The sequence below is a fragment of the Paenibacillus sp. ICGEB2008 genome (assembly GCF_000307675.1).
GTDB classification, from domain to species: domain Bacteria; phylum Bacillota; class Bacilli; order Paenibacillales; family Paenibacillaceae; genus Paenibacillus; species Paenibacillus polymyxa.
In genome coordinates this window covers 1-14,331 of record NZ_AMQU01000029.1, presented here as the reverse complement: position 1 = coordinate 14,331, position 14,331 = coordinate 1, and the positions used below count along the sequence as shown (strand labels likewise).

General features: G+C 45.5%; 16 protein-coding genes and 2 rRNA genes. 4 read left to right on the top strand and 14 right to left on the bottom strand.

The window, feature by feature from the left end; translation table 11 throughout:
• Positions 1–82: 82 nt before the first annotated feature.
• Positions 83–952 (top strand): aminoglycoside 6-adenylyltransferase, encoded by an 870-nt coding sequence (locus tag C400_RS0123815; RefSeq protein ID WP_017428466.1) that lies wholly within the window; start codon positions 83–85, stop codon positions 950–952.
• Between the two features lie 104 nt (positions 953–1,056).
• On the opposite strand, the gene C400_RS0123810 is transcribed toward C400_RS0123815, so the two are convergent.
• The 12 genes from C400_RS0123810 to C400_RS0123755 form a co-directional block, all read right to left on the bottom strand.
• Positions 1,057–1,401 carry a cupin domain-containing protein gene (locus tag C400_RS0123810; protein ID WP_016818451.1) on the bottom strand — a complete coding sequence of 115 codons (345 nt, stop codon included), beginning with the start codon at positions 1,399–1,401 and terminating at the stop codon, positions 1,057–1,059.
• Positions 1,402–1,515: 114 nt separating this feature from the next.
• Positions 1,516–1,851 (bottom strand): YolD-like family protein, encoded by a 336-nt coding sequence (locus C400_RS0123805; RefSeq protein ID WP_016818450.1) that lies wholly within the window; start codon positions 1,849–1,851, stop codon positions 1,516–1,518.
• Positions 1,852–1,863: 12 nt separating this feature from the next.
• Complete coding sequence (locus C400_RS0123800; protein ID WP_017428465.1) at positions 1,864–2,058, bottom strand: hypothetical protein; 195 nt, start codon at positions 2,056–2,058, stop codon at positions 1,864–1,866.
• A 104-nt stretch (positions 2,059–2,162) separates the two neighbouring features.
• A complete protein-coding gene (locus C400_RS0123795) occupies positions 2,163–2,651 on the bottom strand; it encodes a hypothetical protein (protein WP_016818449.1) in 489 nt (162 codons plus the stop codon).
• Positions 2,652–2,735: 84 nt separating this feature from the next.
• A complete protein-coding gene (locus C400_RS0123790; RefSeq protein WP_014599711.1) occupies positions 2,736–3,098 on the bottom strand; it encodes a response regulator in 363 nt (120 codons plus the stop codon).
• Between the two features lie 356 nt (positions 3,099–3,454).
• On the bottom strand, positions 3,455–4,453 hold the full coding sequence (locus tag C400_RS0123785; RefSeq protein WP_017428464.1) for a metal ABC transporter substrate-binding protein: 999 nt from the start codon (positions 4,451–4,453) through the stop codon (positions 3,455–3,457).
• A 35-nt stretch (positions 4,454–4,488) separates the two neighbouring features.
• Positions 4,489–5,337 (bottom strand): metal ABC transporter permease, encoded by an 849-nt coding sequence (locus C400_RS0123780; RefSeq protein ID WP_016818447.1) that lies wholly within the window; start codon positions 5,335–5,337, stop codon positions 4,489–4,491.
• Positions 5,283–5,990 carry a metal ABC transporter ATP-binding protein gene (locus C400_RS0123775; RefSeq protein WP_170973163.1) on the bottom strand — a complete coding sequence of 236 codons (708 nt, stop codon included), beginning with the start codon at positions 5,988–5,990 and terminating at the stop codon, positions 5,283–5,285. The genes C400_RS0123780 and C400_RS0123775 overlap by 55 nt, the downstream gene beginning before the upstream one ends.
• 216 nt (positions 5,991–6,206) lie before the next feature.
• Complete coding sequence (locus tag C400_RS0123770) at positions 6,207–7,226, bottom strand: ABC transporter substrate-binding protein (RefSeq protein ID WP_016818445.1); 1,020 nt, start codon at positions 7,224–7,226, stop codon at positions 6,207–6,209.
• Positions 7,227–7,294: 68 nt separating this feature from the next.
• Entirely contained in the window at positions 7,295–8,083 is a 789-nt protein-coding gene (locus C400_RS0123765; protein WP_016818444.1) for an ABC transporter ATP-binding protein, read from the bottom strand.
• Positions 8,080–9,192 carry a FecCD family ABC transporter permease gene (locus tag C400_RS0123760; protein WP_017428463.1) on the bottom strand — a complete coding sequence of 371 codons (1,113 nt, stop codon included), beginning with the start codon at positions 9,190–9,192 and terminating at the stop codon, positions 8,080–8,082. The genes C400_RS0123765 and C400_RS0123760 overlap by 4 nt, the downstream gene beginning before the upstream one ends.
• Positions 9,189–10,277 carry a CobW family GTP-binding protein gene (locus tag C400_RS0123755; protein ID WP_017428462.1) on the bottom strand — a complete coding sequence of 363 codons (1,089 nt, stop codon included), beginning with the start codon at positions 10,275–10,277 and terminating at the stop codon, positions 9,189–9,191. The genes C400_RS0123760 and C400_RS0123755 overlap by 4 nt, the downstream gene beginning before the upstream one ends.
• 231 nt (positions 10,278–10,508) lie before the next feature.
• Between C400_RS0123755 and C400_RS0123750 the strand changes: the two genes are divergently transcribed.
• Genes C400_RS0123750 through C400_RS0123740 form a run of 3 tightly spaced genes read left to right on the top strand, consistent with a single transcriptional unit; the run spans position 10,509 to position 13,624 of the window.
• A complete protein-coding gene (locus C400_RS0123750; protein WP_017428461.1) occupies positions 10,509–11,510 on the top strand; it encodes a permease in 1,002 nt (333 codons plus the stop codon).
• Positions 11,511–11,518: 8 nt separating this feature from the next.
• Complete coding sequence (locus tag C400_RS0123745; RefSeq protein WP_017428460.1) at positions 11,519–12,496, top strand: TIGR03943 family putative permease subunit; 978 nt, start codon at positions 11,519–11,521, stop codon at positions 12,494–12,496.
• An 18-nt stretch (positions 12,497–12,514) separates the two neighbouring features.
• Complete coding sequence (locus C400_RS0123740; protein ID WP_026065507.1) at positions 12,515–13,624, top strand: CobW family GTP-binding protein; 1,110 nt, start codon at positions 12,515–12,517, stop codon at positions 13,622–13,624.
• 240 nt (positions 13,625–13,864) lie between these two features.
• Here the strand turns inward: C400_RS0123740 and rrf are convergent.
• Together rrf and C400_RS0123730 are read right to left on the bottom strand one after the other, a co-directional pair.
• A 5S ribosomal RNA gene (gene rrf / locus C400_RS0123735) occupies positions 13,865–13,980 on the bottom strand.
• Positions 13,981–14,131: 151 nt separating this feature from the next.
• Positions 14,132–14,331, bottom strand: a 23S ribosomal RNA gene (locus tag C400_RS0123730); the annotation flags it as partial.

Below are 14,331 nucleotides of genomic sequence, written 5' to 3'. Positions count from 1 at the left end.
TCCTTGAACTGGTGGGCTTTATTTCTACTGCTGTCTTATCTACGTTTTTTTCCTTTCGATACCGCTTGTGGAGACAACTATAGTGAGAAGTGAACAAGAGATGCTGCATACCATTCTCCAATTTGCTCAAGAAGATGAACGGGTACGTGCCGTGATTATGAATGGTTCACGCGCCAATCCACATGCTCCACGAGATATTTTTCAGGATTATGACATCGTCTTTCTCGTATCTTCCATGGACAGCTTTATTCAGGAACGTCACTGGATTCGCCGCTTTGGAGAATTGATCATTATGCAGACACCCGATGAGCATGTGGAGCCTACTGTGACGTTCCGTGATCGCTTTGCTTTTCTCATGTTATTTACGGATGGCAATCGCATTGATCTTACCCTCTGCCCTGTGACTAACATCGCCAATTGGCCCCGAGACAGCTTAAGTGTACTGCTGCTGGATAAAGACGGCCTGGTGGAGCCTTTCCCACCGCCAAGTCTTCAGGATTATAAGACGGTCCCTCCAACCGCCCAAACCTATGCGGATTCCTGCAACGAATTCTGGTGGGTCAGTACTTATGTGGCTAAAGGATTATGGCGACATGAGCTTCCCTATGCCAAATTCATGTTGGATCGACCTGTAAGAGATGCGCTTCACTTCATGCTGGAATGGCATATGGGTATACAAACTAACTTCACGGCAGATCCAGGTAAGCAGGGAAAATATTTCGAGAAGCACCTTGAGCCTGAACATTGGACGGCCTACATCCAAACGTTTGCGGATGCAGATTATGAACATATGTGGCAGTCTCTTTTTATCATGGGTAATTTATTTAGAGAAGTTGCCCAGAAGGTGGCGAACCATTATGGTTATAGATACCCGATTGAGGACGATCAACGTGTAACAAACTATCTCTATCACGTAAAAGCTCTCCCTACAGATGCAACGGGCATCTATTAAAGAAAAAAACCAGTCGGGCACTTGATTTACATGTGCTAGCCTGGTTTTTTTATACTCTAACATTATTTGACCTATATACGTTTGGAATCTGCTGTCTCCTAATATTAGTTTTCGGTCAGCACCCGGTCGCCTCTGCTCGCAGGCTGAGAGATAACCAAAAATTCAACATCCTCACTCGTTTCATTAAACATTTGATGAGGCACCATAGGAGGAACCTCACACCCTTCCTGAGATCCTAATTGGATGCGTTCACCATCCACTTCAAGTACCGCTGCACCTGATAAAATAAAGAAAAATTGGCGCGCATGATGATGATAATGTCTGACTTCATGTGTATTTCCCGGCATGCGCTCATGAATAATACTCAAATCATCATTTTTCACCAAGCGCCAACCATCACATTGTTCTCCCCATATATAATGTTCAGCATTATGTTTACTTATTTTCAAATTGGCTCCCCCTTTGTAGTTACAGTTTTATTGTAAATCTGGATTCACTGAGCTACAATCTTAATTATAAAAAACGATAGAACCCATGTAAAAAAACTCTGAGTCCGACCATTTTTAGATATCCGCCTCGATAATTTCCTCCAACTTAATCCAGCTAAAATCCTCTTCCCCACGAGATAGCTTCACTTCTCGCCGACTTGTGTTAATCACTGTAACCAGTCCGCGCAGCTCCTCATCATCAAACGGATTAAACACTCTTAGTGTAATAGGCTTCCGTTCGTTATAGGATACGATAATGGCCTGTTCAATCTGCTGTATTTCCTGATCGTCCAGTGTCGGCTTGCCGCGTCTTCCCTGCTCCTTCATCAGTCTTACATATGCCTCCCGATGCTCAGGCAAAATCATACGCGAGCTTTCCCATATGCCATTTCCTTCAAGCTTTTTTCCCATCGTAAGCCCCTCCTATGCTGTTCTGGTTACCGGATGCCATGCCAATACATGATCTAATCGAAAAACACGTGGCTGACCAGTTTGCAAACAGGTGGCCCGGATCAAACCATTCTGCACACGATGCACCTCTATCTGCCGATGAGACAGTTTGCCCTTTCGGTCCATATACACGATTTCCACGATCTGTCCCACATATTTCTCCAGCATCATCCTTCACTCCTCATCAGAACGTTTGTTTGTATTATATGCGAACATGCGTTTGATTATCAATGTAAAAAAATCCCCTGAGGGAGTTGCCTCTCTCAAGGGATTTAAAACTCATAGGTGGACAGCTTAATATCCTCTTTATTCAAATCTTTCAGCGGATACACAGGGCCATTCCAATAAGTCAAAATATTAAGTGGCTCATTAGTACCATGCTCCTTTAAAGTGTGAGATAATTCGAGCAATACATGTGGAAGTTGATAAGAGCTTGTTAAAAATTGATATTCTTCTGGACTTTCGCAGTCTTCTGCTCGATAAAATACAAAGTAACCCTCGGTATAATCCCCAATGAGTACAATATAACGAGCAAGAAACATAATTTCACCATTGGCAAACGGAATGGAAAATGTCGAAGCAGAGATTAAATCTGTCTCTAATGCCTCTATACGAACGGTGAGTTCATTGTTTAGAGCATCCATTTTTCCCCTTTGTTCACTGATGAGGTGTTCATAATTTACAGGAACAAGCCCCCCACTCTTGATCGTAGCGATCAGTTCATCTATAAATACTTTTTGAGACAATACTCGATTGCTCATCCTATTCATCTCCATATTCGTGAAAAATAAGCATGAAACTCCCGCTTCAATATGTTCAATATTATGTATTAAAAGCTTGATTCATTAATTATCCAGCATTTTTGTGACGGCATTCACGACCCTTTCCATCTCAAATGGTTTCACAATAAAATCTTTTGCCCCTGCCTTAAATGCTTGTATAATTGCTTCCTGCTGACCCAAAGCGGAACACATTAAGATGTTGGCTTTAGGATCAAGCTCTACAATCTTTTTAACAGCCTCAAGCCCATCCATTTTTGGCATATTAATATCCATGGTAATTAAATCTGGTCGAAAGTGTGCATATTTCAAAACTGCATCATATCCATTTTCCGCTTCTGCAATAACAGAGTGACCTAAATCCAACAGAATATCCTTAAGCACAGAACGCATAAATAAAGAATCATCCACTATTATAACTGTTGCCAAGTTAACCTCTCCAATCCGTTGTCATATGATATGCACGCCCAAACTTCAATATCGGTGAAAAAACTAGTTATATTAATAGAAAGAATCTGTAAAAAGAAAAACGCTACCATTGAATTATAAAAGGAATTTAAAACTAGCTACTACAGCATTAATTTCAATAAAAACGTTTCGCAATGACGTAAATCATTCCTGTAGTATGAAGATTACAAAGTACTAGGTATTCAATGAACCCTTAGCACTATGCAGGCGAATTCAAAAGTGAGGAGAATCATTGGGTCAACTCCTTAAACAGACATAAAAAAAGACATCGGTATCATGCCGACATCTTTTTTTTAAACTATTCGTTTAAAGTTTGCTTATTCATTCAGAGCTTTTTTCAAAGCCTCCAGATTGTTTTTCATCACACCAAGGTAATCCAGATTCTTCTGTTTGTCTTCATCCGTCAGTCCTTCAAGCGGATTCAGTACATCCGTTTTCGAACCAATTTCTGTAGCTACGGTCTCAGCAACCTTCGGATCAACCAACGTTTCAAAGAAAATTGTCTTCACATTATTATCTTTAGCAAACTTGATAATACCTGCCAACTTGTCCGGCGTAGGCTCCTGCTCTGGAGATAATCCGGCAATTGGCACTTGGGTCAGACCATATTGCTTAGCCAAATAGCTAAAAGCAGCATGCTGCGTAATAAAGTCTTTACGTTTTACATTTTTCAGACCCGTTTTGAATTCAGTATCCAGCTCTTTCAGCTTAGCAATATAAGCATCAGCGTTTTTCTCATAGTCCGCTTTGTTTGTAGGATCGGCTTTTACAAGCCCTGCTTCTATAGCTTCTACTTCTTTCTGAGCTAAGACTGGATCAAGCCATACATGAGGGTCCAGCACATGATCGTGATCATGGCCTTCCTCTGCGTGTGCTTCTTCTCCTTCTTCCTCCTCGGCAGATCCTTCCATCAGGTTCAACCCTTTGCTTGCTTCAACTACTACACGCTTATCATTCGATGCGCTGCTCAAAGCCTGTTCTGCCCAACCTTCGACGATCCCGTTATATACAAATACGTCAGCATCCTTAACCTGTGCCATATCCTTGGCGCTTGGCTCCCAATCATGCGGCTCAGCACCAGCAGGAATCAACGCGGTTACGTTAGCATGATCTCCGGCAACTTGCTTGGTGAATTCATACATCGGATAAAAAGTGGTGACTACATTCAGCTTTTTACCACTGTCCGCTGTTTGTGCCGGATTAGGTTCAGTTTGAGATGCATTCGTGGCTACATGATCAGATTTAGCTCCGCAACCGGCCAAAATAAGTGCTAGCCCCGCGGATAATACAAATGATTTTTTGAACCATGTATTCATATTCATAACTCCTTATGTGTTAGTTTTTTATAAACTCACTGACCTGCCGCATTCTTACGTCGGGAAGCCTGTTGCTTGCCAAGCTTACGGACCAGCTTTTGAATACTAGCTCCTACGATCAGGAATAATAATAGCACCATAGCAATCGTCCCACCTGGGGGTGTACTGAGTTCATATGATGCGGTTAATCCCATAAATACGCCGATCAATGCGGTGATCATGGATATCCAGATAGCTGCCGCGAAGCTCGGTGCAATTCGAATCGCCAGCGCAGCAGGCAACACGATTAGTGAGGAGACAAGCAGCACACCGACAATCGGCATGGCTGCGGCTACAATCATCCCAGTCAAAATACTAAACGCAAACGAGATAGACTTGACAGGAAGACCATTGGTCTTTGCCGTTTCTTCATCAAAGGTAATCTGGTACAAAGGCCGTCGGAACACGAAAAAGAAAATACCTCCGATGACAGCCACAACGATCATCAACATCAGCTCGGTCTGATTGACGGCTACTACCGACCCAAACAAATAAGCGGAAAAGCCTTTGTTAATGCTCTGATTCAGATTCATTAAAATAACAGCCGTTGAGAGGCCACCTACCATAATAATAGCCACAGAAATCTCACTATACGTTTTATAAGATCTGCGGACGTATTCAACAATAATCGCACCGATCACCGCAACAATAAATCCAGTTATCGTCGGGTTAATCCCTAAATAGGCACCTGCTGCCACCCCTGCCAGCGATACATGCGATAGCATGTCCGCCATGAGAGCCTGACGCCGTAGCATCAGGTATACTCCAAGCACCGAGGCCAGCAGTGCAATTACCCCACCGGCACAAAATGCCCGCTGCATGAAGTCGTAGTGCAGCATTTCCATCCGCCATCTTCCTTCCTTTCAAGCTCAATAATACGATCCAGATAATGTTGTACTTCCGATAGTCCATGGGTAACCATGACTACAGTTCTTCCATATTCCTTAACCTGCTGATTCATCAGATCGTAGAAGTGATGTCGGCTTTCCTGATCCATTCCGGTCGTGGGCTCATCCAAAATGAGCAAATCCGATTCCTGAGCAAGTGCCCTTGCCACACAAATACGCTGCTTCTGTCCACCAGACAATTCGCCGATTTTGCGGTGCCGTAAATCCCACATCCCTACTTGACGAAGCGCCTGCTCTGTCAGATCATGATCCTCAGCCCGCATCCGGCGCAGCCAAGAGCCATGAGTATATCTACCCGAACGGACAAATTCCAGGATGGTACTTGGAAATCCTCCATTGAAGGCAGCAATTTGTTGTGATACAAATCCGACAACGAGCTTTTTACCTTCACCTGTACGGTCGGACATAAACACTTTGCCCTTCCAAGGCTGAAGTAAACCGAGCAGCAACTTGAGCATCGTCGATTTGGAAGCACCGTTGGGTCCAGTGATCGCCACAAATTCTCCGGAAAAAATTTCAACATTGGCATCCACCAAGTTAGGAACATCTCCGTAGCCAAATGTGACCTGTTCCAATGAGGCCAATAACATGACGCAAATCTCCTTTTCCTTTAAAAAGCCTGGAGCCATCTGAGCGGTCATCATAGCGCAGATTCTCCAGGTCGTTTATGATCATTAAACCATCTACCGTAATTATTACGATTTGGTAATAAAAAAATAAGCGCTTGATAAACGTAACCTTTACGCATTAGCAAGTTTAACAGTTTAGGCAAGGTTCGTCAATGTTTTGGCAACTCTTTTGTTTGTTTATTTCACTTTGTCCGGGTACAAGCCTGCTGCCAAGGTTTTCAGTGCAATCGGTGCTCGCACACCTTCAGCCGCTGCGGATAGAGGCAGCACCACAAATCGTTTGTTTTTGATCGCTTCAACACCAGCCAGCGCGGGCTTGCTCAACAGAAGCTTTTCTTTATCCGCCAGTGAAGTATCTCCGTAGTCGAGAATAATAATAACATCAGGGTTGCGGTTCACGACCTCTTCCCAGCTTACTTCCGTAAAACTTTTATCGATATCATCAAAAATATTTTTCGCCTTCACACTTTTAATCAAAGACGTCAGATAATTGTTGGCAGCCGTAAATGGCTTGTCTTCGCCGCTGTCATAAACAAAAACCTTGGGTGCCCGTTCAACCGTGCCAATTTGAGTCTGAATGGACTGCACTTGTGCACGAATGTCATTTACCAGTTTTTCTGCACGCTCCTCAACCCGGAAAATACGTCCAATATTTAGTATATCCCGATATACATCTTCTAATATAGGACCCGGCTTATTGGAGGATTCCTGTACATAGGTTTGCACGCCCTGTTGGGCAAGCTCCTCACGGGAACCCAGATTTTTATCATTAAAGGCACTCTTCCAGCCCGCATAGGCAAAATCTGGTGCAGCTGCCATAAACACCTCTTTGGACGGATATTGTTTGGCTAGAACCGGGATTTTATCATATTGAGTCTTATATTTCGGTAAAATCTGATCATCCAAATAGGCGGTTCCTACCATGGAAGATTCCAGTCCAAGGGCCAGCATAACTTCTGTCGCATGCTGGTTCAATGTAACCGCACGTTTGGGCGCTTCGGGAAATACCATTTTTACACCCATGTTCTCAATCTCTACTGCCTTCTCTTGGATTGTTGATTGCGATGCATCAGATTGCTGCCCGTTTGCAGATGAATTTGTGGTTTGAGCCGTGTTTCCTGCTGCGCAGGCCGATAATAACAGCATCGCCAAAACTAGCATAACCAGCGGTAATGCGGGTTTGCTACATTTATTCATATGTAACGTCTCCTCTTTCATTCACAGTTTTATCTTACCTTATCGAATCACCATTCTGCCTGTTAATGTCATAGATGGTCTCCACCTCTAAGAGAATCCGGTAAAAAGGTAATACTCGGTTTCCCGGTTTTCGGATGAATACGAATTTCTGTTTCCACCCCGAATACACTGCGTAGCAGGTCAGGCTGAAGCACATTCTCTGTTATGCCGGAGGCTACCACCTTGCCTTCTTTTAATACATACAATCGGTCACAATAACATGCCGCCAAATTTAAATCATGCAGTGCAGCTAAAGCAGTGATCTGAAGTGTTTTGACCAAATCGAGAATTTGCAGCTGATACCGGATATCGAGATGATTCGTCGGCTCGTCCAAAATGAGAAATTTCGCTTGTCCGGCCAAAGCCCTGGCGATTAATACCCGTTGCTTTTCACCGCCCGACAGGGTAGCAAACCCCTGATCCGCTTGAGCATTCATGCCTACCCGCTCCAGCGCCTGCTCAACCAGTTCATGATCGAAGACAGTATCTGCTTCCAGCAGTTTCTTATGAGGATGGCGGCCCATCAGGACGATGTCCCGTACTGAAAAATCAAACGTTTGGGGCGCATCCTGACTTACCACTGCCATTTGTCGTGCTGTCTCTTTGTACTTCATCCGTAGTAAATCCCGGCCATCCAGCGTCACCAAACCACTATCAGGTCTTAGCACACGATACATATTCTTAAGCAACGTCGATTTGCCACTGCCATTTGGACCGATCAGCCCGACCAGCTCTCCCGTTTTTACCTGGAGACTGATACCGTCGATCAATCGTTTATCGTGAATACTGAAGGTCACGCCTTCGACTTCTATATTCATTTTTCGCCTCCAAACGAGTAGGAACTGCGCCGCAGCAACCACACAAAAAAGGGTCCGCCGCACACAGCCGTTACAATACCAATCGGCAGCTCCTGTGGAGCCAGCACGAGCCGGGCACATACGTCTGCCCACACGACGAAGATAGCTCCCGAAAGCAGGCTGACAGGCAGGACACGCCGATGATCCGATCCCACTATTAGCCTAACGATGTGTGGAATCATAAGCCCGACAAAACCAATCGAGCCACTCACTGATACGACTGCCCCGGTTAAAAGGGAAGCGACAACAACCAATAATACACGGAACGCCTGCACGTTCACACCGAGCGTTACGGCGGCTTCTTCTCCTGTCAGCAAAGCATTCAATGAGCGGCATCGGGTCAAAAGGACAGCCGTTCCCACCGCTATAATAAGGCTTGGAATGAAAAGCGTATCCCATTGAGCGCCTGCCAGACTTCCCATCATCCAATACATCGCGTCACGGATGCCTTTTTCATTCGGGGCCATCGTAACGATAAAGCTAGTCACAGCCGACAGCATCATAGATACCGCCACCCCTGCCAACAGCAAGCGGGTCGTCGATATCCGTCCGGCCACACGAGCCAACGCAAACACCATAAGCATCGCAGCTAGAGAGCCTGTAAAAGCAGATATGGGCAGTGTAAGTCGTCCCAAAAATCCAAAAGCTCCAAACACAATAACTAACGTCGCTGTCACTGAAGCACCCGATGAGACTCCTAGAATATAGGGGTCCGCTAACGAATTGCGAATTAATGCCTGTATAGCCGCTCCGGTAACAGCAAGTCCTGCTCCCACGACAACACCTAGCAGCACACGCGGAAAGCGAATTTCCCAGACGATATATTGCTCCGGTTTGGTCCATGTCACGGGTATCCACTGATCCAGCCAGGGCAGATGGGACAGCGCAATTCGCCATACTGTCCCTGGAGCGACAGCCACAGGACCCAGCATGACCGCAAGTGTAACTGACAGCACCAGTCCCGCAGTTAATAGCAGCAGAATTGTTGTAAATCTCCATGGAGGCTTCCCTGCTAGATCAGCTCGAGAATGAGGCTTGGATGAATAAACGCTATTTGTTCTCGAAATCATGAACTAGCCAGTGGCTTTGCAGCCGCTTCAAGCTTTTTCAATCGTTCCCCGATCTCAGAAGCAGAGAAATTCTCGCCCATGATCACCACTACATCGTTCACTGGCTTTTGCGGTCGGATCGGGATGATTTCCAGCTCACGATAGGCAAATTGAAACATCATTTGACCCTCCGATTCCAAAAATCGCACGATTCCTTTGGCCCGGTAAATTTCAGCAGGCAAACTGCGGAACAACTGTTCAAACTCGGAGCGTGACACAGGTTGTCCAAAAAAATGCGTATGAACAACTACATGGTCGTAGGAATGATAATGCTCTCCGTGTTCATGTTTATGGTCGTGATGCTCGGGCTCATGATAGTCATGAGGATGATGGCCTGTATGATCATCATGACCATACGTGTGAAAATGAGCTTCCGCATGCTGATGATCATTCGCGATATCGACTGTGGACTCCTTTTGCCGTGAAACATCCATCCGTTTCTCTCCTTGAATGGAGAAAAAGGCACCCAAATCTACGTCACTACGCTCCGTGCTTACAGTCAAAGCATAAGGATTTAATTCTTTTACAAGGGCCTGTACTTTTTGCAATTCTCCCGCAGCCAATAAATCAGTCTTGTTAATAATCAGTTTGGAAGCACATCGCAGCTGATCCTGCATCAAACGAAACGACTTGCTTCTCTCACTACCCAAGGAGAAATCCAGAAATTGACGCGCATCCACGACCGTGATAACAGATTGTAAAACCATAGAAGAATATATGGAGGCATCTGTCACTGCATCTACAATCTCCATTGGATTAGCCACTCCGGTACATTCTACAATAATCACATCTGGCTTATATTCCTCGGCAAGATTCATGAGCTCGACGCCCAAATCTCCGCGAATGGTACAGCATATACAGCCACTGAGCATTTCCTTCATGGGGGCTTGGTCGTTCACCAAACTGCCGTCCAGATTAACATCACCCAACTCATTCATCAGAATAGCTGGCTTGAGCCCCTGCTCCTTGTAGTAAGCCAGCGCATGCTGAAGAAGAGTTGTTTTCCCGCTGCCCAAAAATCCGGATAAAACAACAATCGGTATCATATAATCCTCCTTGTCTTTACAGCACTAATATGGATCGTACCGTAAAAGTTTTCTTCTTGCAATCATTTATCGGATTTTAATCGTAATAATTACTATTACCGAACATAAATATATATGACCACGCTTTGAATTGTCAATATAGGAGGTGATTCAAGCATAATCCTGCGGCATGATTGTCCCAACACAGGCATAGGATGTAGATAAGAACCCTTATTCCCAAGGAGATGTGGAATGAAAAACAGTACGCTGTTGAAGATGCTGCCTTTTATGATTCCGTTTGCCTTTCTCATCCCTGTGCTTATTACGCTATCTCCTCAGTGGCTTCGTTTGTTAGATATAGGGCAGCTGCAGTCATTAAAGACGGTATTTATGGGTATTTTTCTGGAGGCTGTTCCGTTTCTCCTGATCGGTGTGCTTGTTTCATCCCTTTTACAGTGGCTTGTACCGGAGACATGGATTCGTAAAATAGCGCCTGCCCATCCTGTGCCGGGTGTCCTGCTCGCCTCCTTGCTAGGTATGCTGTTTCCCATCTGTGAGTGTGGCATGATCCCTGTCGTTCGCCAATTAATGCTCAAGGGAATGCCTGCCTATATGGGTATCACTTTTATCTTAAGCGGACCTATTATCAATCCCGTAGTACTGGCTGCGACGATGATGGCTTTCCCTTCCCATCCTGAGGTCACTGCCGTTCGAATGGGTTTGGCCTTTGTCGTTTCCGCGACCATCGGATTGATCATATATGCCTTTGTGCGTGTGCATCCGCTCAAACGGTCTTTGCTCTCTTTTAACCAACAAAAGCAGAACAATCAGACTCATCGGCATAACCGCACATGGCGGGGATTTTTTGTACATGCTGGCGACGAGTTTTTAGACATGAGTAAATATCTCATTATCGGTGCATTATTGACAGCTTGTATCCAAACCTTTATCCCACGTGACGAAATGCTTTCGTTAAGCAATGGAACGGCTGGCTCGTACGCCTTTATGATGGGCTTTGCCTACGTGCTATCGCTATGTTCCACCTCTGATGCCTTTGTAGCTACTGCTTTTTCGCATACCTTTACACTGGGTCCGCTGGCAGCCTTTCTTGTACTCGGCCCGATGCTTGATTTCAAAGGCACACTCATGCTGCTCAGCACCTTTCGCACCAAATTTGTCGTGATCTTGGGCTTACTCATTATTTTACTCGTCCTGATGGGATCTATAGCTGCTGAATGGTTATTGGGGAGGTAAATACAAACGTGAATTCAACCTTTAGCATCCGCTGTCAATATGGCATGCGCTCCTTGCTCATGATCGGATTAGCTGTATACATCATCACATTACATCGCACAAGTGCACTTCATTACTACTTGGCTCCGCACATGCAAAAGCTGCTTTTACTCTGTCCTGTGCCACTCATATTCATCGCTTTGGCGATGGCATGGCACGTAATCGTGGGAAGCCGGGATGGTGAAGATGTATGCGATTGCGAACATCCTTTACCGCAAAGCTGGTTCAAAAAAACTCTCGTATATGGAATGCTGCTCATTCCGTTGCTGTTCGGATCACTGCTGTCCAATCAGGCGCTTGGCAGTGATATGGCAGCCAAAAAAGGTATGTCCTTCACCTATCCCAACCCGGATATCCGACGAAAAACAGACATACAAACCACGAACACACCCGCAGCCTCCCTTTTATCCACTCCATCTTTCACACCAACTTCGCTCCCTCTAAAGGGAAAATGGAGTCAGGAAGCGCTGGATAAGCTGTTCGTTCCACCCGATGAGTACAATGTAGAATTCGCCGAGCTGGCGAAACGTCTGTATCAGCAACCCATTATACAGATCCATCCGGAGATTTTTTCCGAAACTATAGGAGCGATCGAACTGTATAAGCACGCTTTTCAAGGAAAAAAAGTACAGGTGACTGGCTTTGTCTATAAAGACGACAACCTACCGGGTAAAGGTCTATTTGCAGTAGGAAGGTTCCTCGTTATGTGCTGTACTGCCGATGCCATGCCATTCGGGGTTATCGTCCAATCCCAGAACCCTCCGTCCTTTGACAAGGATACCTGGGTGACTATTGAAGGAACACTGCATGCAACGCAAAAGGATAATGCACCCGTACTTGAAATTCGATCCGATAAAATAACGACTGTCAAGCAGCCAGAATCCCCTTATGTCTATACCCAAGCAGACTCGGTAGCAACCTATGATCGCTTGAATACGGCACACTAAACCCGCCAAGGAGGAAAAATGATGAACAAAGTTCCTGTTATATTAATCAGTGGTTTTCTTGGAAGCGGCAAAACGACACTACTTTTGCGGCTGTTAGCCTATACTCGTCAGATTCCTCTTCGTGCTGCTGTTTTAATGAACGAAATGGGCGAATATGATGTAGACAGCGCTATTATTTCAGAGGAAATGCCTGACGTAACAGTGGAAGGACTGCTAGAGGGGTGCATTTGTTGCAGCAAAAGAAATGAGCTGGCTGGCGCACTGCACACCCTGCTCAGCCAAGAGCCAGATGTGATCTTCATGGAGACCACCGGAGTAGCCAACCCCGAGCAGGTGTTGGAGGAACTTCGCTCTCCACTGCTGGCAGATCGGCTGTATCTGGTTCACGGCATCAGTGTGGTGGATGCTGAGCTGTTCCATGAATACAACAGCCGCTTCACTGCAGACAAGGAGCTGGTTCGGACTCTGCACGGACAGCTTCGCTCCGCCGACTTTATTGTTGTGAACAAAACGGATGTCGCAAATAGCCGTGAAGTGGCTAAGGTCGTCAAGAACATCCGCAAGCTCAACGATACGGCCAAGTTGCAAACTACTGAGTATAGCCGCATTGACCTTGAACCACTGCTGGAACCTGTCCTGAACTCCGTATGGGTTGACCCGAAACCTGTACAAGTATTTCAACATACATCGGCACAGATGCAGCCCAACAATGCAGAAGCATCGCCTATCCCAATTCCCGCTAAAGATAACGAAAGACCTAGCAATGCCTCCAGAAGTACCGCATTCAAAGTAATTTCTGCACACCGTCAAAACCACAGTCACGATCACGACCTCCCCCATTCCTTTTCTCGTCTGGAGAGCTTAACACTGCATCAATATTCTCCTCAGCCATTGGAAAAGCAACGATTAGAAGACTTCCTGACTGGGCTAGGTTCCTCGCTGCTTCGTGCGAAAGGTTATTGTGTGCTTCCGCATGAGGGTACAATGCTTTTGCAATTCTCAGGAAGTCACTTGGAATGGCAGCCCACCGCACTTCCGGTGAGCCAGGGATATGTCACACTCATTGGAGAGCAGCTTGACAAAGCGTCCATTACCGACCAATGGGAACAGTGCTTCGTTTCGCTGTAGTCGACAGATTCGGCTCGAAATGAAATTTCCCTCCAAAATGTCTACGAAATTAAATTATAAAAGGCTGTTCCTTTGACCTTTAAAAGTCATGGAACAGCCTTTTTTTTGTAACTATCATAAATTTGCATATAAGCAGTATATACCTTATAGGATGTTATGTTGAATGATGGGAAAATAAAAAAAGCCGTCGAGGCATTCTCGACGACCTGAGTACGACTATGCAGAGTCATACTATTATTTGCTTGGCGGCGTCCTACTCTCCCAGGACCCTGCGGTCCAAGTACCATCGGCGCTGGAGGCTTAACGGTCGTGTTCGAGATGGGTACGTGTGGAACCCCTCCGCTATCGCCACCAAACATGAATTTGCCTCGCAAATTCCTTCGTAAGGTTATTCGGTTCATCACAGATCTTGTGAATGAATCGCCATACGCTTGTCGTATGTACTTCTACATACCTTCAAGGTTACACCCTGAAAACTAGATCCGAAACTTCATTGCGTCTTATCTTTAGGATAAGCCCTCGACCGATTAGTATTGGTCAGCTCCATGCATTACTGCACTTCCACCCCCAACCTATCTACCTCGTCGTCTTCAAGGGGTCTTACATACTGGGAAATCTCATCTTGAGGGGGGGCTTCACGCTTAGATGCTTTCAGCGCTTATCCCTTCCGTACATAGCTACCCAGCGGTGCTCCTGGCGGAACAACT